This window comes from Emticicia sp. 21SJ11W-3 (assembly GCF_024138715.1).
GTDB classification, from domain to species: domain Bacteria; phylum Bacteroidota; class Bacteroidia; order Cytophagales; family Spirosomataceae; genus Emticicia; species Emticicia fluvialis.
On the sequence record NZ_CP092074.1, the window covers coordinates 2,831,547 to 2,852,199 of the forward strand.

A 20,653-nucleotide genomic window follows, 5' to 3' on the forward strand; every position below is an offset into this window, starting at 1 on the left:
CTAAGAATTTTCTTGACTTCCAGTGACTCTATCCTTAAAGATACGTTAGTGTTGAGGACTTCCTGGCCGTTTACATCGTAGGCGTAGGAGAGTCCGCTAAAAAGAGAGACCATCAAGAGTTGAATAAACGTAATTTTCATTGCTTTAAGCAAAAAATGTTTGCTACGTACGTCTTTTTTCATACATTTAGGTTGTTTTTATACTTAAGATAGGTAAAAACTCTGCTTCCTTTCAACCGAATTGCCGTTCGGCAGGAAGCGCTCCGGAGCCGATAATGTTACAGCATTGTCGGCTTTTTTTGTTCATGTTTTCATTGTGATTACTGAAGTTTTGTTTTTAGTGATTATTATAATTTGTAGGTTAAAATAGAATTCAAAATTTTACCTGCAACCTTCGCCGCTCACAAAGTAGCTGGTTCCGCGCTGCTCAAACCGGGCATTAATGGTTTTGCATATTAATTCAAGTTGTGTGGCTAGCGGCAGGTCGTTTAAATCGGCCGTAATAACGCAATGTTCCAACTCCTGATTTTCCAGAATAATTTCAATACCATACACGTTTTTCAGTTTTTGTAACACCTGCGGTAACACAGTATCTTCAAAAGTAAAATCATGTTGGGTTATCTCCGGCACCAGCATAATTGGTTTCTCAACTATGCCTGTCATGATTTTTCTGGATGCCTTGTCGAAAGTTACCTTCTGATTTGGCGTTAATATCACTCCATTCTTTTTTCTGCCGGCGTTTTCTGAGACTTCATAAACCGAAACGCGGCCGGAGGTAACCGAAACCTCGATGTCGCTCACGTTGTCGTATGACTTAATGTTGAAGCTCGTACCTAGTACCTCGGTTACCAGGTCTCCGGTATGTACCATAAATGGCGCATTCGGGTTTCTTTTTACGTTAAAAAAGGCCTCGCCTTTCAGATACACATGGCGGAAACGGGTTCCAAAATGCTTGGGGTAACTAATACTGCTGTTGCTTTTCAGTTTTACAACGGTGCCGTCTTCCAGTTTAATGTCGCTGTCGGTGGCTGAGGTATTCCTGATTTCAATGTCTGTTGATTCTTCGGTTTTGGCAGCCCGGGCTACCGGCTTCAACTCTTTTTTGTTGAAATACAGCACACCGTTTACCAGACCAATTACCAACATGGCGGCTACCCCCCATTTTAACAATTTGAGCATCCGCCCTTTTGTCGAATGGTATTCTTCTTCTACCACACCAATGGTGTTGTTGTAGATGCGGTTCCAGAGGCGCTTTCTGATAGCCTCTTTTTCTTCAGGGTTAAGTGTTACCCTGGTGTTTTTCAACATATTTTCCTGCCATTCCCAAATCAGCCTTTCTTCTTCAGAATTACACTCGCCGGCCAGGTATCTTTCTAGTAGTTTGTCGAATTCATGCTGGTTCATAAACCCTGCACCGTAGCTAACGGCATTTTTAATTGCTAATTAATTATCTGTATGATAAGCCTTCAACTGTTGTTTTAAAACCTTGAGGGTTTTGGTAAGGTGGTATTCAACGGCTTTTTCAGACAGGTTCATCTGATTGGCTATGTCTTTTACCGACCTGTTTTCGAAACGGCTCATCTTGAAAATCTCTGAGCTTCGTTCGGGCAACGACTTCATGGCTTCTTCTACTGCCTTGGCCAGGTCAGTAAAGTTGACGATTTCGTCGGTTGAGTAAGATTGTTGTATCTGATTAAATATCAGGTACTCCTGATATTTTCTCTGTGTAATCTGCGACTTAATATAATTAGTTGACAAATGCTTGATAGACACAACCAGATAAGAGCTGAGGTGGCGGATAACACTTACCTGCCGGCGGTTCCAGAGGCTCTCAAACAAATCATGCACCAGCTCTTCTGCTTCTTCTCTGGTTCCGGTTTCGTTAAAGGCAACGCCATACAACTTCAACCAATAACGGTTATAAATTTCTTCAAAAGCGGTCTGGTTATCGCTTTTCAAGAAAGAAACCAACTCTTCATCACTAAGTTTCTGGTACTGCATTTTTTAGGATAGGTCTGAATTCAAACGTATTTGTTCCTGAAATATATAGTCAACTTACGCACTAAAATCCCTAAATCATTTTACATATTCTTTGAAAAATACAACTTAAAACGGTTTAGCGGATTCCCTGTATTTTAATTCTCTCAAAAAATCGAGAACTAAAAAGTTGGGCTCAAACAATCAGATAATTCTACAAATCAAACAGTTAGCTTTTGCAAAAATGAACGCTAGCGGGGTACTTAGTAATTTTTAAAAACTTTTAAAAATTCTTGGTATAATACTATTCTTCGTGGTTAGGTTAAATTATCTTTCAGATTGGTGTGAATTATTTCTTTAGATGGTTAACCTTTTCTTTTTTGTAAATAAAAACCGAATAAATACTGAAACAGTGCTGGCCGGTTTCAGAGGGTTGAAAGGATTATCATTGTAAAATTGTAAATATTATTAAAGAATTAAAAAGTAATTAATAATTTTTTTTAAAAAATGCTGCCATTTGAACAATTGTTTATTTCTTTAATGTTACGTTTAGTTTTATCTTTTTTAATAGTTTATGCCCACCTCTTTTTCTGAATCAAAGCCCGGTAACTACCGGATTGGCCCGGCTCGCCTGGCAACCTCATTGTATTTTCTTGTTTGCGGTATTGGCCTGGCCAGTTGGGTACCTATGGTGCCGCTGGCAAAAATAAGGTTGCAACTGAACGATGCCGGCCTGGGCCTTATTTTGCTTTGCCTGGGCGCCGGAGCCATGACCATTATGCCTTTTACGGGTGGTTTGATCAATAAATATGGCAGCAGGTTAATAATGCTGGTGTCTGGCTTGCTTACCGCGGCCGTGCTGCCGCTTCTGTTATTTGCCAACAGCAGCCTGGCGCTGGCCGGTGCATTGTACCTGTTTGGCATAGGTATAGGTGCGATAGATGTTTCTATGAACGCGCAGTCGGTTGTGATACAAGACAAAGTAGGTAAGTACATTTTATCGTCTTTTCATGGCTTGTTTAGTGTAGGCGGGCTGATTGGCTCGATGGGTCTGGGCTTTTTGCTTGAACTGGGGCTGTCTCCTACCCTTGCCATTTTTACCATATCGGGTTTGCTGGTGCTTATTTGTGTTAGCCAGTATGGCTCTTTGCTGCCTAGGGCTGCCGAAAACAAGATGGACGTAGCCACACTGATAATACCCAAAGGGCCGGTGCTGGTACTGGGGCTGATGTGCTTTGTGGCTTTTCTGGCCGAAGGAGCTATTCTTGACTGGAGCGCGGTGTTTCTGAAGTTTCACCGGAATTTTGATGAGTCGATGTCCGGTCTGGGTTTTGCAGCTTTTTCGGTGGCTATGGCCGTTATGCGGTTGTCGGGTAATACTATTATTAACAGGTTCAGCCAGCAAAAAGTAGTGATGGGTGGTGGCATAATAGCAGCCGCCGGTATTCTGCTGGCTGTAAGTGTGCCTATCGGGGCGGTAACGGTTTTTGGTTTTGTGCTGGTAGGCATAGGTTGCGCCAATATTGTGCCGGTGTTTTTTAGCACCGCCGGCAGTATGCCTGGTGTACCTGCCAGCGCAGCCATTGCCGGTGTTACTACCTTAGGTTATATAGGCCAGTTGGCTGGCCCTGCCATGCTGGGTTTTGTGGCCGAAATAACTAGCTTATCTTTTGCACTGGGGCTGGTAAGTATATTGTTGCTGATGGTGGCGTTCAGGTTTAAGTCATGAACTGTGATTTAACGGATTAAATGATTTCACTATTTTCTGTTTCACCTACTGAAGCCGGTGAATCTGGCAGAAAAAAACCTTTCAAATTTGTTCAATTTCATTCTCATCATTCAGAGAAATCATTTAATCCGGTTATTCAACGCATAAGACGAAAACCCTCATTTCACCACTGTAAATATATGCTTCCCTTTATCAGATAATGTCTTACTGGTCAGGATAATCCGCCGAACGGGGCGGCTATCCCATTTGGTTTTGAAGCTGTTATATTCCATGCCTTCGGTTGAGGGAAGGTCGGTCGATACGGCCCAGTTTTTAGCTGCATAGTTAACCGATAGCTGCTTACCTTTAGGTGTAGTAAGCACAATTTTACCCGGTGTTGCGATATCAATATCGCAGATGGTCATAAATACCTGTTCTATTGAGGCAGGTTTTTCTGTCAGCACATAATCATCGGTAATCTCTACCACATTTTTGGCCTTGTTTAGTTTTACGATACGGTTCCAGTTTTTTATACCTGCTGTTTTGTCGTAAGCGGGGGCGATATCCATGCTGAGCGACGCCTCCTTATCGGTAACAGAACTTTTTACGTTGATGCCTTCAAATGCTTTTCCGGCCAACTGGCCTTTGCCGTTAACAATGGGCAGGTTATGGTATTGCGACTGCGTGAACCATAATTCGTAGCGTTTTGATGAAAAAGTGCGAGCCGTGTAATTACCCCGACCGGCATCAATGATAACGGGTTCACCGTCTGAATAAATCAGGAAGTCGCCTACATCGTTATGATTATGGCTTTCGGCATTGTGCCCGGCGTGGGTAGCCAGATAAAGACCATTGGCCGACCGCGTGGTGAGCACCTGAATATCTGCAAACCAGGCATCGCCGCCCGGCTGATAGGTAACAGGCGTTGCCGGTATTTTGGCAACTGTTAATAAATTGGCAATGCGGCGCATCCGATGGAAACTATTGTTGGATGACACCGTGGATGGGAAACGCTGATTTGCCCACAAACCAAACTGCACAAGTGTGTTATCGTTAATTGCCCTGCCAAAACGGTAGAGCATCAACCCGTCCGGCCGAAGTTTAGGGTCGGCATCGGCAAAGTTCACAAAGTAATCGTGTGCAATGTGTGTTTTGTAAACATAAGACGCCATGTTTTTTATGAGCGGCTCGTTATAAATATCAATTTTACCGTTAGAGGCGCTTTGAAGGGTTTCAAGGGCATCAAAAACACAGGCACCCGCCGCAAACCAGTAGCTGGGGCCTTCGTCGCAGCCGCCGTCATCGCCCAGGCTGTTCAGGTAGGCATCCATCAGTACCGAGTAAGTATGGGCGTTTGTGGCGCGTTTGGTTTCGTCAGTTTCAAGCAGTAAATCAGCCACCAGAAGGTTAGAGACTATCCAGGGGTTCCAGTTGTTAACGGGGTTGGTTCTGCTCAGGTATCCGTAGCGGCTAACTTCTCTTATCGGCTCAAAAATCTTTTTGCTGGTTTCAGAATAGATTCTTTTACGCAACAAAGGAGAGATTTTGTCCAGCTTGTCGCCCACAAAATAATCGGTAAGCGCCAGTACAGCGGCGGTTTCGGCTCCGAATAAATCAACTGTCGGGTCTTCAGCGTCTGGCAGGCCGCTTTTGGCCTTCTGAACACCCAAATGTGCAGGCACACCCCAGTAGGTTTCTTCACAAATGGCCCATACGTAATTCATGATGGCTTCGGTGAATCGCCCTTTATTTTCTACCGACTCTGCCAGTACCAGGTCTATCAGGTTAACCCGGCGTGCATAAGAGATTTTAGAATGCTTTTCCCTGTCGCCGGAGCGGACGTATTCCATCAGCAAACTGGCTGACAGTTGCGGCATTTCTTTTTTTTCGGCGGCTTCGCCTGCTTTTATCAGCCCTTGTATCAATGAATCAGGCAAAGCGGCCTTCCATTCATCCGGTGTTCTGGGGTAGGGTCTCCATTGGTTTTTAGGTACAAGCGCCTGTTTATAAGCATTGGCCGTGTACTTATTAGCCAGAATATTACGCTGGGTAACCTGTGCATTTGCTGTAAACAGGCATATTAACAGCGCAATGGTGAGTATATTTTTCATAGAGGTTAAGGTTGAATAGCTATTGTTTGTTCCAGTCTTTCAGCGGGCGTACAGATTTATCTGCTTTGGCGCCTTCGGGTATCAGTAAAACGGTTAGGGCTTTGGTGGTATTGGCTGGCAGGGCCACTTCAAAACCTACCAGCGTAGTACCGGGGTTAGGCGCGTCGTAATCATGAGGCGGCACGGTAGACCATGTTTTAATACTGGCACCGGCGGGCTCAAGAACTTTCAGTTGCATTTTTTTACCTTTTTGTATCAGGGTAGCGGTGCCGTCTTTTTCAAGAGTTACTTCGGCAGGGGTAAGCATGGCCCAGCGAACCGTAGTTGCCTGTGTGGCAGATGTAATTTCATCTCTTACGGCTACGTATTGCCCTTTAATAATGGCTACACCTCTTAAAGCCTGCTGAACCTTGTTTTTGTAAACAACAGAGATGTCGCTGTTGGCGCTTAAAAACCCCGGCTTATCTGTCCAGTGGTCAATAGCGGCGTAACCTTCAACCCGCTGAAACTCCCCATCAAAACTTAAGGTACTATGGGCCAGGTTATTGTATCTGTACACCTGCCAACGCTCAGCGTCTTGCTCTCTACCCCAGATTTTTACACCTTTTGATTCAAGGGACTCATACTCCTGCATTCCGAAGTCCATCGACCATCGTTCGCCGTTGGCATCCATCACAAATGAGCCAACATCCATGTGTCCATGATTAACCGAAGGCGAACCGGCTTTAAAACCTACATAAATGGCATTGGGGTTGGTCCATGACGTGCGCATCAAGGCAACAGGGTTTTTGCCCTGCCCTACCCATATCAGTTGTTTGGGGGCAGTGGCATTGTCAAGGCTCATGTTTTTGCCCCATATCATGGCTGCCGGTAAAAGCCTGTCGCGGCCTAAACTACGGGTATCGCCCTGCAGATAGTTTTTTTCGTTAAACAAAAGGCTGTTGTCTTTGTTGCGGTCGGCAAACCAGAACATAGCCGGGCTAAGGTCGGCACCATTACCGGCGTCAGAATAATTGAAGTTTTTGCCCGACGAACCCACCATCTGCTGAAAATAACCTGCCGTTTTCAAAAATCCAGGGGCAGCAGATAAGTCGAAGTCAAACTTGAACACCTGTTGAACAGCGCTCAGAAACATAACATTGAAACTGGTGCCATAGCCCCAGTAGCTGTAACCTTCGGGGTAGGCTCCTTCGGGTTTGTAGTCTTGCATGGGCAGCCTGATGGAGCCAATGGAACGGTCAATTATTTGCGTGGCTAACGCGGTATTGTCTTCAAAAATGGCCAGTGCGCCGTAGGTAATGCCTGCGTTGCATACCTGGTTCCAGTTATGGGAGGCTTTCAGCCAACTGTTATACCGACTGTCTAAAGACGGTTCGATGCCCTTTTTAAGAATGGCATCTTTGATGATATCTTTTGATGAAGCCTGTAAATCATAATACAGCCAGTCGTAGCCGATGGCTACGCCCATGGTCATTTCGGCCACGTCTAAAAAGTGGCTGGGGTTCCAGTCGCTGAACTGCGATACTTTCAGCAATTCCTGCTCGGCTCTTGCGAGGTATTTTTTATCGCTGGTGGTTCGGTAGGCATAAGACAGGTAAAATACCCGGCGAATACACTCACGCGATGTGGCCAGCAACCTTCGGCCTATTTGAATGCGTTCAAGGGTGGGTTCGGCAAGCAGGCGGTTGCTTTCATCTATTATCACCTGGTGTATTCTGGCCCAGTTTTTATCGGCAGCTATGTTGTCAAGTATTTTTTTCTCTTCACCTTTTGCCCATAAAATACGCGGATGCGCAGGCATGGAAACGTCTGGTTTCAGATAGGTTAACTGCTGGCCTGATACCCCGAAAATGCAAAACAGTGAAATAAGAAAAATGAAAGATGTTTTTATCATAGGTATTTCCGTTGAGGTTGAATGGTAAATTTTTTTAGGTGTGAATTGTCTCTTATAGAACCCTATTGAATTGTAGTGCGTATGGTTTATAAATGTCAGAATATATGTTTTATTTTTGGTATTATCAATCAAAACGGGTTAGCAGGATGGCATTGGTATTATACCCGTTTGGATAAATTTATCGCATTTGTAGAGACGCATTGCATGCGTCTTCAGAGGCCAATCCTTGTATTAAAACCATTTCAGCTATTTGGTCTGGCAAAATCAATTTTCGAAGAACCCTATTCTACGATTAGCCGCAAGCATTGCGGCTCTACAGGGATAATGAATAATCCCGAAATTAATCGGGATTATTCGTTGCTTTACATCACCACTTAGGGTTTTGTTTCAGATTTGAATTAAGCGATATTTCGTTGATAGGCAATGGCCACAGGTAATCTTTGGTGGGGTCAAACTTACGGAAACTCGCTGCCTGCACCAATATAAAGTTGTCTGCCGTTACGTTTACCGTAGTGGTAGTGCCGAACTCAGTCTTGAAGAAATAATTACCCAAAATAGGTTTAGGCAATTCGGTTTCGGCGGTTTTCCAACGGATAATATCCCAGTAACGCAGGCTTTCCTGTGCCAGCTCAACGCGGCGTTCGCGGCGTATTTCGTCGCGCATATTCAGGCCATTGGCCGCTACAAAAGCATTGCTGAGGCGGGCTACCTTACCGCGGTCGCGCAAGCGGTTTACCGACAGGTCAAGGTCTGCATCGCTTATCTGGCCTTCCAGTTCATATTTGGCTTCGGCATAAGTAACCAAAACCTCTGCATAGCGTAAAACCACACGGTCTATTAGCGATGCCTGCGTTACCCAGTCGTCAATATTTGAATACTTACGGAAGGTGAAACCCGTTTTGTTAAATACCAGCGGTGCAATATCAAACACAGGCTTGGTACCCATGTAGGCATCGCCCTTTTTCATAACCGTAGCGCTCAGGCGTTCGTCGCGATTGGTAAATACATCGGTAGATACTGCAGGCTTAGTATAAAGCGGAGACTTATCGATGGGCAGGCCGTCTTTCATCAGGTAGGCATCAACCAGGCTTTTGGTTGGGCTCAGGTTTCCGTTTTCCAGGGTACCTCTGTAATAAGCATGCGTGCTAACGCGGTCAGTAACGGCAACCCCATATTGGCGAACAATGATGTTTTCACGGTTCTGGCGGCCTTCTCCTTCATACTGAAAAAGGTTAAAATAGTTAGCAAACAAATCATGCTGCTTGCTATCCATTACGGCTTTGGCGGCTGCCACTGCCAATGTAAGATGCTGGTTGGCATCGCCATAATTATGGAATTTCGAGCGGGTGCCCTCAAATAATGCAACTCTGGCTTTAAACGCATAAGCGGCCGTGTTTGATATACGCCCGTAGTCGGCGGTACCAAGGGTAGTTGGTGTGGGTAGTTTAGCCGCTGCAAAGTCAAGGTCGTCATAAATCTGTTTGTAAATATCTGCTCTCGGGCTGGCCGCTGCGGTAAGTTCAGGCGAAGCGTCGGTTAGGGTTTTCAGAATCAGCGGTACATCGCCATACTTCTGAACCAGAGAGAAATAAGCCCATGCTCTGAAAAAACGTGCCTCGGCCGAGTAACGGTCTATGGCTGCCTGGCCGGCTGCGGTAGCTTTAGGGGCTTTTTCAAGTATATTGTTAGCGGCCCTGATAAGCTGGTAGGGTGTGCTATAGTTGCCGTCGGTTGCCGGAGCGAGACGAGAACCGTCGCTGATGCTGTTGGAAGCAAGGCCCACGGCGTCGTCAGACCAAACGTCTTCTGCATTGAAAGCAGGCAGAAATGTGTACAGGTAATTGGCTGCGGCTTTCAGGTCAGACTCTGACCGCCAGAAGGTTTCATCGCTGATGCTGGTTTCCGGAAGGCGGTTAACGTCGCAGGCGCTTAAGCCTAGCGAAACCGCCACAACAAATGATATATGTTTGATGAATGCTTTCATGAGTTTTTAAATAAATGGTGAATGAGTGAATGGTAAATGAGTGATTGAGTGATTAAATGAATAATGCTTTCTTTCAATCTAATTCATGTTACGTCAATGTTCAATAATTTACAATCCACTATACATCTTCCTTATTGCTGATTAAAACGAAAGGTTCAGACCTACTGATGCGGTGGCAAAGAACGGATAATCGTTATCTACGTTATCACGGTTTTCAGGGTCAAACAATCCCTTAAATTTACCCAATGCCGAAACCGTGAGGAGGTCCTGACCTGAGAAGAACAATCTTGCTCTTGAAATATTAATCTTTGAGGTCCATTTTACAGGCAAGGTATAACCCACCTGAATGTTTTTCAGACGTGCATAGCTGGCATTGAGCACCCATTTGTCAGACGGCAAAAAGTTGTGCGTGGCACCCACATAAGGTCTTGGGTAAAGCGCATTCTGGTTTTCAGGTGTCCAGTAGTCGCGGTGCACGGCAAGTGCCTGTTTCCAGGTTACCAGCAATGGGGCTATGTTTTCGGCATTCGGGCGGTAGCTGCGTTTACCTACACCCTGCACAAAGGCGCTGAAATCAATGTTTTTCCATTGAAAGCCCAACGTAACCCCAAAAAGGTAACGTGGTTGCGTAGTACCCAGCAGCACAAGGTCGCCGTGGTTGTCAATATTACCGTTACCGATGGTCAGCCTGCCGTCGCCATTCTGGTCTATGTATTTTACGTCTCCGGGGCCGGTGCGGTTATCCTGAAACGCCCAGGTTTTTACCTGATCAACATCAGTAAAATATCCGGCTGTCTGGTAACCCCAGATAGTATTGAGCGGATACCCCTCTATGATGCTGTTGGTACCTGCACTGATGACCCTGCGACCCGAGAAGTTCAATAGTTTATTCTGGTTGTCGGATAAATTGGCGGCTACGTTATAAGAAAAGTTTGAACCGATGGTGCCACGGTAGCGGGCTTCCAGCTCCCAGCCCCACGATTTCAGCTCACCGTTGTTTTTACGGGGCGTACCGATACCTATTACGGCCGGTAATTGCTGAGGCGTAAGCATATTACGGTTGTATTTTACGTAATAGTCGCCGCTGATTTGTAGTTTATTCTGAAAGAAACCCAGGTCGGCACCAATGTTAGAGGTCTCGATGGTTTCCCATGATAACTGTGCCGATGGAATAGAACTCTGATATATGTAAGAGGTGCGCGAGTCGCCCAGAACAAGCGAAGCGCTGCGGCTAAGCTGATTGAGGTAGTCGTAGTAGCCGAGTGTATTACCCAAAGCGCCACCCAGGCGGCCCCATGAAGCACGGAGTTTGAGTTCGGAAACGAATTTGAGCTGATTGGCGAACCATTCTTCGCGGTGGATGTTCCATCCTGCCGAGGCCGAAGGGAATACCTTTACACGGAAGCCCGGCGCCAGTCTTGAGCTTTCGTCTGAACGAAGTGTACCTTCAATCAGGTATTTGTCGGCATAGTTATAATTGACACGGCCAAATACCGACTGGTAAGCATACGCATAAATATTCTGGCTGTTTACTTTGGTTTTGTCGTCGCCCAGGTTCAAAGTCGGTAAGTCATTGCTCACCAGGTTAGAAGCTGCCGAATAATTAGAAGAGAACCGGAATGATTCCCACTGATACCCAGCAAACAAGCCCAGGTTGTGCTTACCGCCAAATTTTTTATCGTAGTTTGCCAACAACTGTATATTGTTGTTGGTGGTTAGCTCATTTGTTACATTGAATGAGTTAACCTGATTGAGATAACTTAATATTCTTGATTTACCCCATAATGGCACAGTGCGGTTAAATACTTCTCTGTCGCCACGGCGGTACTGGGTACCTACCACTGCTCTCAGGTTCAGTCCCTTAATGATTTCTGATGCTTTAAGGGTAAACACGCCATCAAAATAGTTACGGCGGTATTCGTTATAGCCTCCTGCTTCCATAGATGCATAAGCAGTGGCGGCCGAACCGGCTCCATTATAACGGCCCTCTGGCGTAAAAAACGGCGTGCGGGTACGCAGCCGGTAAATCTGGTACAGCAGCCCCTGCCCGTTTATACCGGCAGACGAGCTCTCGGTTTTATCGTTTGTATAAGAAAGACGAGAATCTAAAGATAAAATACGGGTTAGCTGTGCGCCCAGATTCATGCGCAGGTTGTAGCGGTCGTAGCTGTCTGGCCCTACTTTAAAAACACCGTCTTTGCCATAATAACCACCTGAAATCAGGAAGTTCAGTTTGTCTGTGCCGCCTCTCATAGACAGGTTGTGCGTACGCATAGACGAGTATTTTCTAAGAATCTGGTCGGTAAGGGGTTTCTGATTATAGTACAGATAGGTGCTGGTATCAACCGGGTTTACCACGTACGGAATACCATCTTTTATACGCTGAAGGTCATCGGCGTTGTATTCAGGGCCACTGCCCGAGTTGGCACGGGCAAGATTGGCATATTCAGCTTCTTCAAGCAAAGACATTCTGCCGGGTACGTTAATGGCCCAGTCGGTTCCTTGCTGAGCCAGGTAATCGAAAGAAATTTTCCCCGATTTACCCTTTTTGGTAGTTACCAATATTACACCACCCGCAGCCTGTGCGCCATAGATAGCAGCCGCAGCGGCGTCTTTCAGCACGCTGATGCTCTCAACGTCGTTGGGGTTCATGGTTTGCAGGGTATTGCTAGGCACGGCTACACCGTCTAGTACTACCAGAGGGCTTACGCTACCATTGGCCGTGGTAGCACCACGTACCTGAATGCCGATGTCTTCGCTACCGGGCTGGCCACTGGTGCGGGTAATGATAAGCCCGGGGCTCATACCCTGCATGGCTGTGGCCAGGTTACTGGCCGGGCGGTTTTCAATAGCGGCGGCGTCAATGCTTGATACGGCGCCTGTCAGGTTTGCTTTTTTCTGGGTACCGTAGCCTACTACCACTACTTCGTCGAGCGATTTCATGTCTGACCCCAGCACGATATTAATAGCCGTGCGGTTGCCAACGGTTACTTCCTGTTTTTCGTAGCCCAGAAAACTAAACACCAGCACCGAGCGCTCGTTAGGTACATTAATGCTGAAATTACCCTCGGCATCGGTAGTTACGCCACGGGTGGTGCCTTTAACGGTTACGTTTACGCCCGGCAGGCCGCCACCTCCGTCTTTATCGGTTACTTTTCCTTTTAAGGGCTGGTCGGCCACGGCTGCTTCGTTGGTGCTTTCTTCCATTTTAGCAGCCTCAATATTTTCAAGAATGGTTTGTTTTTCTTCCCAGTTCAGAATAATCTGCCCGCCTATAATGCGGTAATTAACCTGCATAGGTTTTAATAATGTTTCCAGTACGTCTGATAGTTTTCGACCAGATACCGCAAAATTTACCTTGCGGTTGGCATGGATTAATTTTGAGCTATAGACAAATTTCACGTCGGTCTGCTCTTCAATCGACTCCAGCACCATACGCAAGCTTTGGTTTTCGGCATTCAGAGACACCGACTTATTGAGGAACTCCTGTGCTCTGGAGTCATAAGCGTATGTAACCGAAACGAAAACCATTGCCAATACAAGCTGAACAGCAGATATTTTCATAGCAAGTAGCAAGAGTTTACTTGTTTGTAATCTTTTTTTCATACATTTGAACAATTTTGTTAGAGGTAAGAATTTGGCAAAAGGAACCCTGGTTTTCACGCACAGCGAAAACTATCCAGGGCTTTAGGGCTGACAATGCTGGTACCATTGTCAGCTTTTTTTGTGGTCGGGAGGTTAAAATTTAATCATAATTAGGTACGTATAGTTTGAGTTAAATAGATTGTAATATATTAGGTTGAATAGATAGCCCGGTTAGTTCAGGAGTACACCTCCGGTTGCTGGGCAACAATTGGCATACTCCTGTGTCGATAGATGGTATAGTTTATATTAAGTTTGAATAGATACGTTTTAAAATACGACGGCAACTTACTCACAACCTTTCCCGCTGATCAGAATCGTGGTTCCTTTCACTTCATATTTGCCATTAATGGTTGCACAAATGATATCCAGCTTTGTATATAGCGGCTGGGCCGTTATATCTGCTGTAATCGGGCAATCATTCAGTTTTTCGTTTTCTAATACAATTTCAATTCCGTACACTTTTTTCAGCTTGTCAAGTACCTGGCTGATGGGTGTGTCGTCAAATTCAAATTTTTCAGGCTTGTTGTTGATGGGCTTTATCTGAGGTAAAGGCTTGGCAACCAGACCGGTTATAAAATGCTTTTCAACAGCAAAAAATGTAACCTTGTGGTTGGGTGTAAGTACTACACCCCTGTTCTGATTGTCTGCTCTTTCTTTTTCGTACACCGAAACCTTGCCCGAAATCACTTCTACTTCGGTTTTTTGCTTGGCCTCTACGGTGCGTACATAGAAACTTGTACCCAAAACTTTGGTAACAAGTTTATCGGTAATTACATAAAATGGTTTGTCGGGATTTTTACTTACCTCAAACAGAGCTTCTCCCCTGAGGTTCACTTCCCGTTTAGTCGCAGCAAATTGTTTTGGATACTGTAGCTGGCTGTGTGGGCTTAGCGTTACGGTGCTTCCATCTTCCAGCTTAATTTTTACGGGCTTGGAAGAGGTGTTGTCCATTAATTGCATTTCATGGACAGAACTTTGTAAAGTTGATTTAGTAGCGGGATCGGAATGTGTGCTAACGTACCACCACGCGCCTGCACCCAATAAAATGGTAACAGAGGCGGCTATACTGAGGCGATAATTACGCCAGAAACTGATTGACGGCCGGGCTTCTGTTTCAAAAAGACCAGCTTCTATTTTTTGCCATAATTTATATTCAAGTGCCTGCCACTCCTGCCCGGTGTAATTCTGTCTGGGCTCTTCGTCAATGAGTTCATACCACTGCTCAACGAGTTGTGATTCTGATTCACTGCATTTCCCATCTAAGTACTTCTGGAGGAGCTGACTAAACGCTTTACGGCTTTTCATCTGAGCGTAATAGATTCTTTGTTTAATTACTATGTCGTATAAGTGCCCGATTAACCGCAAATAGTTTTGTAATTTCTATGAATAATACAACAAAAAAGGGGTTTTTATAAAAAGTTCTTTGATAAATTATATAAAATTTATTATAAAACGGTGGAGTAAAATTCGGAAAAATGGCAATTGAAGAGGCAAATGAAAATGAAGGCAGGCATTTTATTTCAGAAAAAACAGCAGGCACCAGGTAAGAAACTCTTTCAGGTGTTCGCGCATGAATCGGAGCGACTGGGAAATGTGGTATTCAACAGTACGCTCAGGGATATTCAGCATTTCAACAATTTCGCGGGTACTTTTGCCTTCCAGGCGGTTCAGGCGGAAAATATGCCGGGTTTTCTCGGGCATTTGTTCCATTGCCTGTTGGATAGATTCCGACAGGTCATGATACGCAATGGTTTCTTCAAGGCTGTTTATTTCTTCGTTTCTTTCGGTGGCGGCATACGCGGCAAACTTTTCTTCCTGCAGTTGTTTTCTGATATGGCTGATAATCTGGTACTTAAGGGCAGTAAAAAGATATGGCTCAAGGGTTTGAATCTGCACGGTGGCGCGTTTCTCCCACAGGTTAATGAAGATGTCCTGCACCAGCTCTTCCACAATTTCTCTGGCATACACTTTTCTTTGGGCTTTCTGAAATAACTTACGCCAGTAACGACGATAAATCTCTTCAAAAGCTTCCTTATCACCCAAAGTCAACAATTTTACCAGTATGTCGTCACCAATGCTTGCGTACTCCACCCTATGAGACTTTTAAAAGAACAAATATAGATTTATTAAGAAAAATAATAACTGCAACCATGCAATTTTAAGACACATCAACAAATATGTATCGGTTTGTGTCAAAATATGAGCAATTATATTATTGAGTGGCTGAATCCTGAAACCATCCGGCATACATTACGTAGTTGTTGGCTGTACGCATAAAGACCTCTTCTAGCTCAGGTGATACTGCTTTCAGGAATCTGGCCGGATTACCTGCATAAACAGAGTTGGGTGGTACGATGGTATTCTGGGTGATAATGGCCCCGGCTGCAATGATAGACCCTGTACCTATAACGGCGCCGTCCATGATAATGGCTCCCATGCCAACCAGCACTTTGTCTTCAATGGTGCAGCCATGCACAATGGCATTGTGGGCAATACTTACGTTATTGCCGATAATTGTTTTGGTTTTCTGGTAGGTGCAGTGTATAACGGCGCCGTCCTGGATATTCACCCTGTCGCCCATTACAATGGCGTTCACGTCGCCGCGCACAACGGCGTTAAACCATACGGTGCAGTCTTTGCCCATGGTAACATCGCCAACGATGGTGGCATTGGGCGAAAACCAGCAATTATCGCCCCAGGTGGGGCTTACGCCTTTAACAGGTAAAATAGTAGCCATTATGATATAAAAAAGTGCCTGATTGAATGTCAGGCACAAAATTATACAAACGCTTCAATATTTAATGGATAAATTCTAATGTGGCACCGAACGTTTTTTTATCATGCCGCCTTTGGTGTCTTTGATGCTGGTCATGATAACAAATGCGTTGGGGTCTATCTTTTCAATTTCGAGGTTGAGTTTACTGACCTCCAGACGGGTAATAACGGTATAAACTATCTTCATATCGCCCTCGGTGTAGCCGGTTTTACCAAAGCCTCTTTCACCTTTGTAAACGGTAACCCCACGACCCATTTCTTCAATAATCATTTTTTTCATTTCCATGGGTTTCAGCGATATGATGGTTACACCGGTGTATTCTTCAATACCCTCAATTACAAAATCGACAGTTTTTGAAGCCGCCAGATAAGTAAGCATTGAGTAAAGCGCGGTTTCAATAGACAAAACATAGGCCGCCACCGAGAAAATAACCACGTTGATAAGCAGGATTACGTCTCCGATTGTAAGGCTGGTACGGCGGCTAAGGGTAATGGCCATTACCTCGGTGCCGTCAATAACGCCGCCACCCCGCATGGCCATACCGATACCAAGACCAAGGAAGAAGCCGCCAAAAACGGATGTAAGCAGTTTGTCGTGTGTGATTTCAGGATAAGGTATCAGGGCTACGGCCAAGGCAAGCGCAACAATGCCGAAAGCTGTTTTAATGGCAAATTCTTTACTGACAACCCGTAAGCCCAGAATAATAAACGGAATGTTGACAAGAACCAGAATGAGCGAAAGCGGGTAGTCGGTAACGGCACGGATAAGGAGCGAAATACCTACTGCGCCACCATCAATGAAATCATTGGGCAACAGGAAGCCGTCGAGGCCGAAACCAGCCGACAAAACCCCCAGAATGATGAGAAAAGAATCTTTAAATAAGCGGCGGATAGTAACTTTTACTTCGCGAATTTCTTTGGCTTGCTGGTATTTAGAGCGGTCGTTGTTTTTGCTGCCGTCGTCAATAAAAAATGACAAGAACAGATTAAGTAAGATTTTTGGAAGTCGGAGTAGAACATTTTCTTTTTCTTTGCGCATATATTATATATTTGGTGGTAAAAGCGAAGATACTCAATTGAGGGCGCTTAAGCAATTGAAGCAAATTAATAAATCCTTAAAAATCAGGCAGTTTACTATAAAAAACACCTATAAAATAGGTAAATTGAGCCATAAAGTCAATGCCCGATTTGTTAAAATTATGTTGTTTTAGTGCCACTGGCAATGGTTTTTCGTCTTTATATCATAAGCCCAAATTAAAAAGTATGGCTATTAAAAATTCAGGCAGGTTAATCTGTACAAAACTAATGTTGGTTTTGTTGATGTCTTTAATTGCACAGCAGATTTATGGCCAGAGCCGTTTCAGAGTGCTGGCCCTGGCCGAAAGCACCGGGCATCATATATACTATTCAGCCCGTGCCAAAGTCTGGCTGAACCAACTGGCAGCCGACAGCAGCTTTACCATTGACTACCTACAAAATACCGACACCATAGACGAGGATTTGCTGAGCCATTACCAGCTTTTTATTCAGTTAGACTACCCACCTTATGGCTGGAAAGAAAAAGCAGCCGCGGCATTTGTAAAATATATTGAACAAGGCAAAGGCGGCTGGATTGGTTTCCATCATGCTACTTTACTGGGTGAATTTGACGGCTACCCAATGTGGCAATGGTTTTCTGATTTTATGGGGGGCATCAGATACCAAAACTACATTGCTACATTTGTGGCCGGCGAGGTAAACATTGAAGACAAACAGCATCCCGTTATGAAGGGTGTGCCGGGTAATTTCAGAATCAGTAAAGAAGAATGGTACACCTACCATAAAAGCCCGAGAGCCAATGTACATGTAATAGCCAGTGTAGACGAAAACACATACACCCCCAACACCCCAATAAAAATGGGCGACCACCCGGTGATATGGACAAACCCAAACATGAAAGCCCGTAATGTGTACGTCTTCATGGGCCATTCACCCGAGTTGTTTGATAATGAGGCATATAAGACTTTATTTAAGAATGCTGTTTTTTGGGGGGTGGGGAGGTGAGGTGGTTTGATTCTGCCTCTTATGGTTAATATTATAATTTGCAGAATTGATAATGGCCAATAAGAAATTGTAGAATTTGATTAATTTTATAAAAGAACCTAAGTGGCACTAAAATAGTTAAGTATTGAAAGATATAAATTTTGCAAAACTATGACAACAGCAGAAAGAATAAGCACGCTGAATGCATTAGTAATACAAATGCCTATAAATGAGCAAGAAGCGCTTATAAAGGCATTGAAGAGAGAGGTTTTGATAGCTAAAGCAAAAAAATTGGATAACTCTGTAAATGCTAATACTTTAAGCATTGATGAAATTGTTGATGAAGTGAGAAAAGCAAGACAACAAAGAAATGCTTAAAGTTATTTTTGATACAAATATTTGGGTCAGCTATTTCATAGGGAAAAAGACTACTGAATTAACAGAATTAATACTAGACTTTGACCTTGAAGTGATTACTTCCAATACATTGATTCTCGAATTATCAGATGTTTTACAAAGACCCAAAATAAAAAAATATCTTCATCGGTCTAAAGAAGAATATTTGCAAATTCACATTCAGTTAAGTTTACTAAAAGATGTTCAGCCGATTTATAATAATAGTCCTGACCCGAAAGATAACTTCCTATTTGATTTAGCTATTCAAGAAAAAGCAAACTATTTAGTGACAGGCGATAAAAAACTTTTTGAAGTACCCCCAATAAAAGAACTTATAATTATTACCCTTTCAGATTTCAAAAATCTCCTAAATTTGCGTTTGCCTGAAAACTGATTAAAAGACAAATAGTAACGCAAATTACCTAAATGAAAACAATCCTGATAATAGATGATGAAGAAAAACTGAGAACCTTGCTGGCGCGTGTATTGCAGTCGGAAGGGTTTGAGGTGGTGGAGGCCGGTGATTGCCGGGGTGGATTGAAAAAACTGGAACAACAGGCGATTGACGTGGTGTTGTCGGACGTGAAGCTGCCCGATGGAAACGGGGTTGATTTACTGACCAGAATAAAAGCCTTGCATCCGATGGTTGAGGTAATTTTGTTAACGGCATACGGCAACATCAGCGATGGCGTGCAGGCCATGAAAAACGGGGCTTTTGACTATATAGTAAAGGGCGACGACAACGAGAAGATTATCCCGCTGCTGCACCGGGCTATTGAGAAAGTACAACTGCAAAAGAAAGTAAAAGACCTGGAAAAACGGGTGGGTGAAAAGTTTTCGTTTGATGCCATCATCGGAAAGTCGAAAGCCATTCAGCAGGCAATTGATTTAGCCAGAAAAGTAGCGCCAATAGATACCACCGTTTTACTGACAGGCGAAACCGGCACCGGTAAGGAAGTATTTGCACAGGGAATACACCAGGCCAGCCAGCGGGCGGGTAAAGCGTTTGTGATGCTCAATTGCAGCACTTTCAGCAAAGATATTATGGAAAGTGAGCTGTTCGGGCATAAGCAGGGGGCATTTACGGGGGCTATAAAAGATAAAAAAGGACTGATTGAGGAAGCCAACGGAGGGACGCTCCTGCTGGATGAAATTGGTGAAATGCCGCTGGAGCTACAGGCCAAATTGCTGAGGGTATTGGAAACCAGTGAGTTTATTAAACTGGGCGACACCAAACCCACGAAATCAAATTTCAGGCTGATAGCAGCTACCAACCGCGACCTAAAGAAGGAATACGAAGCAAACCACTTCCGGTCAGACCTCTACTTCAGGCTCAATGTATTTGAAATTCACCTGCCACCCCTGCGCGAAAGGGTTAAAGACATTGATTTGCTGGCCATGTATTTTATGCGCCAGTTTTCTGAAAAAACCAATAAACGTGTGCAGAAAATAGATGAGGAATGCCTGGAAAAACTGGAAAGTTACCAATGGGTGGGTAATATCCGTGAGCTGAAAAATATCATTGAACGTGCCGTAATTCTGGCAGATACCGACACCCTAACTGCCGATTTGTTACCTTTTGATGTTCAACAAGCCCGCCAAACCCATAAAGGCACGTTATCGGCGTTTTCAATGGCCAGTGTAGAAAAACTACATATTCAGAAGGTATTAAACTACACCAAAGGCAATAAGGCCGAAACCGCCCGCCTGCTTGAAATCGGTATTGCAACACTGTATAGGAAAATTGAAGAGTATGGGCTGTAAGCCTATTTCTTATTCCAGCGCCTTGTTCGAGGAACCAACCCTCGTAAATAAAAACAACCGCCAATAATACATAAAAGCTATGCAGCCAATGTACTGACTTGAAGATATACATCCGGCGAGATTTTCAATACCCATCCTCTGCCTATGGCATCTAAGCCTAAGCATATCATTAAGATATATAAAGAAGTTTTTGGTTGTGGTTGGTTTCATAATTAAGAATTTTCAATTCAAAAATATACTACCAACGAATTGAATAAATTGATTTAAATCATGCTAAGATTAAAATCAATTCACTAGAGTTTTTTATTCTTCTGTTGTTACTTTTCGGGCTGCAAAAAGTAACCCAAAAGCAGCCCATCATTCAAACTCGCACATTTA

The 20,653-nt window shown here is 44.2% G+C and carries 15 protein-coding genes; 5 read left to right on the forward strand and 10 right to left on the reverse strand.

Annotated elements, in window-relative coordinates:
• Positions 1 to 380 precede the first annotated feature (380 nt).
• Entirely contained in the window at positions 381 to 1,403 is a 1,023-nt protein-coding gene (locus MB380_RS11960) for a FecR family protein (RefSeq protein ID WP_253522593.1), read from the reverse strand.
• A 39-nt stretch (positions 1,404 to 1,442) separates the two neighbouring features.
• Positions 1,443 to 2,000 carry an RNA polymerase sigma factor gene (locus tag MB380_RS11965; RefSeq protein ID WP_253522596.1) on the reverse strand — a complete coding sequence of 186 codons (558 nt, stop codon included), beginning with the start codon at positions 1,998 to 2,000 and terminating at the stop codon, positions 1,443 to 1,445.
• A 550-nt stretch (positions 2,001 to 2,550) separates the two neighbouring features.
• On the opposite strand from MB380_RS11965, the gene MB380_RS11970 reads away from it, so the two are divergent.
• The gene (locus MB380_RS11970; RefSeq protein ID WP_253522599.1) at positions 2,551 to 3,705 is read left to right on the forward strand and encodes an MFS transporter; all 1,155 of its coding nucleotides are present in this window, start codon (positions 2,551 to 2,553) and stop codon (positions 3,703 to 3,705) included.
• A 158-nt stretch (positions 3,706 to 3,863) separates the two neighbouring features.
• Here MB380_RS11970 and MB380_RS11975 read toward each other — a convergent pair whose 3' ends face one another.
• The 8 genes from MB380_RS11975 to MB380_RS12010 all read right to left on the reverse strand — a co-directional run bounded on the left by MB380_RS11975 (position 3,864) and on the right by MB380_RS12010 (position 17,132).
• Complete coding sequence (locus MB380_RS11975; protein ID WP_253522602.1) at positions 3,864 to 5,795, reverse strand: heparinase II/III family protein; 1,932 nt, start codon at positions 5,793 to 5,795, stop codon at positions 3,864 to 3,866.
• 19 nt (positions 5,796 to 5,814) lie between these two features.
• Positions 5,815 to 7,689: a heparinase II/III family protein gene (locus MB380_RS11980; RefSeq protein WP_253522605.1), complete on the reverse strand. Its 1,875-nt coding sequence runs from the start codon at positions 7,687 to 7,689 to the stop codon at positions 5,815 to 5,817.
• A gap of 367 nt (positions 7,690 to 8,056) precedes the next feature.
• Positions 8,057 to 9,673 carry a RagB/SusD family nutrient uptake outer membrane protein gene (locus MB380_RS11985; protein ID WP_253522608.1) on the reverse strand — a complete coding sequence of 539 codons (1,617 nt, stop codon included), beginning with the start codon at positions 9,671 to 9,673 and terminating at the stop codon, positions 8,057 to 8,059.
• A gap of 141 nt (positions 9,674 to 9,814) precedes the next feature.
• Positions 9,815 to 13,279, reverse strand: coding sequence for a SusC/RagA family TonB-linked outer membrane protein (locus tag MB380_RS11990; RefSeq protein WP_253522610.1), 3,465 nt, complete (start codon positions 13,277 to 13,279; stop codon positions 9,815 to 9,817).
• Between the two features lie 324 nt (positions 13,280 to 13,603).
• Complete coding sequence (locus MB380_RS11995; RefSeq protein ID WP_253522612.1) at positions 13,604 to 14,623, reverse strand: FecR family protein; 1,020 nt, start codon at positions 14,621 to 14,623, stop codon at positions 13,604 to 13,606.
• A gap of 210 nt (positions 14,624 to 14,833) precedes the next feature.
• Positions 14,834 to 15,409, reverse strand: a complete 576-nt coding sequence (locus tag MB380_RS12000) for an RNA polymerase sigma-70 factor (protein WP_253522614.1) — start codon at positions 15,407 to 15,409, stop codon at positions 14,834 to 14,836.
• 121 nt (positions 15,410 to 15,530) lie between these two features.
• Entirely contained in the window at positions 15,531 to 16,055 is a 525-nt protein-coding gene (locus MB380_RS12005; RefSeq protein WP_253522616.1) for a gamma carbonic anhydrase family protein, read from the reverse strand.
• Positions 16,056 to 16,130: 75 nt separating this feature from the next.
• Positions 16,131 to 17,132, reverse strand: a complete 1,002-nt coding sequence (locus MB380_RS12010; protein WP_101726095.1) for a YitT family protein — start codon at positions 17,130 to 17,132, stop codon at positions 16,131 to 16,133.
• 224 nt (positions 17,133 to 17,356) lie between these two features.
• Here MB380_RS12010 and MB380_RS12015 point away from each other — a divergent pair, with 224 nt between their 5' ends.
• The 4 genes from MB380_RS12015 (at position 17,357) to MB380_RS12030 (ending at position 20,275) form a co-directional block, all read left to right on the forward strand.
• Entirely contained in the window at positions 17,357 to 18,136 is a 780-nt protein-coding gene (locus MB380_RS12015) for a ThuA domain-containing protein (RefSeq protein WP_253522618.1), read from the forward strand.
• A gap of 150 nt (positions 18,137 to 18,286) precedes the next feature.
• A complete protein-coding gene (locus tag MB380_RS12020; protein ID WP_253522620.1) occupies positions 18,287 to 18,493 on the forward strand; it encodes a hypothetical protein in 207 nt (68 codons plus the stop codon).
• Positions 18,486 to 18,905 (forward strand): putative toxin-antitoxin system toxin component, PIN family, encoded by a 420-nt coding sequence (locus MB380_RS12025; protein ID WP_253522623.1) that lies wholly within the window; start codon positions 18,486 to 18,488, stop codon positions 18,903 to 18,905. Before MB380_RS12020 ends, MB380_RS12025 begins: the two co-directional genes overlap by 8 nt.
• Before the next feature lie 32 nt (positions 18,906 to 18,937).
• The gene (locus MB380_RS12030; RefSeq protein WP_253522626.1) at positions 18,938 to 20,275 is read left to right on the forward strand and encodes a sigma-54 dependent transcriptional regulator; all 1,338 of its coding nucleotides are present in this window, start codon (positions 18,938 to 18,940) and stop codon (positions 20,273 to 20,275) included.
• The last annotated feature ends 378 nt before the right edge of the window (positions 20,276 to 20,653 follow it).

Excerpts from the sequence above, each read along its gene's own strand:
- MB380_RS12025 (WP_253522623.1), top strand. The coding sequence starts at position 18,486 with ATGCTTAAAGTTATTTTTGATACAAATATTTGGGTCAGCTATTTCATA.
- MB380_RS12005 (WP_253522616.1), bottom strand. The coding sequence starts at position 16,055 with ATGGCTACTATTTTACCTGTTAAAGGCGTAAGCCCCACCTGGGGCGAT.
- MB380_RS11965 (WP_253522596.1), bottom strand. The coding sequence starts at position 2,000 with ATGCAGTACCAGAAACTTAGTGATGAAGAGTTGGTTTCTTTCTTGAAA.
- MB380_RS11980 (WP_253522605.1), bottom strand. The coding sequence starts at position 7,689 with ATGATAAAAACATCTTTCATTTTTCTTATTTCACTGTTTTGCATTTTC.
- MB380_RS12030 (WP_253522626.1), top strand. The coding sequence starts at position 18,938 with ATGAAAACAATCCTGATAATAGATGATGAAGAAAAACTGAGAACCTTG.
- MB380_RS11995 (WP_253522612.1), bottom strand. The coding sequence starts at position 14,623 with ATGAAAAGCCGTAAAGCGTTTAGTCAGCTCCTCCAGAAGTACTTAGAT.
- MB380_RS11990 (WP_253522610.1), bottom strand. The coding sequence starts at position 13,279 with ATGAAAAAAAGATTACAAACAAGTAAACTCTTGCTACTTGCTATGAAA.
- MB380_RS12020 (WP_253522620.1), top strand. The coding sequence starts at position 18,287 with ATGACAACAGCAGAAAGAATAAGCACGCTGAATGCATTAGTAATACAA.
- MB380_RS11970 (WP_253522599.1), top strand. The coding sequence starts at position 2,551 with ATGCCCACCTCTTTTTCTGAATCAAAGCCCGGTAACTACCGGATTGGC.
- MB380_RS11985 (WP_253522608.1), bottom strand. The coding sequence starts at position 9,673 with ATGAAAGCATTCATCAAACATATATCATTTGTTGTGGCGGTTTCGCTA.
- MB380_RS11975 (WP_253522602.1), bottom strand. The coding sequence starts at position 5,795 with ATGAAAAATATACTCACCATTGCGCTGTTAATATGCCTGTTTACAGCA.
- MB380_RS12010 (WP_101726095.1), bottom strand. The coding sequence starts at position 17,132 with ATGCGCAAAGAAAAAGAAAATGTTCTACTCCGACTTCCAAAAATCTTA.
- MB380_RS11960 (WP_253522593.1), bottom strand. The coding sequence starts at position 1,403 with ATGAACCAGCATGAATTCGACAAACTACTAGAAAGATACCTGGCCGGC.
- MB380_RS12015 (WP_253522618.1), top strand. The coding sequence starts at position 17,357 with ATGGCTATTAAAAATTCAGGCAGGTTAATCTGTACAAAACTAATGTTG.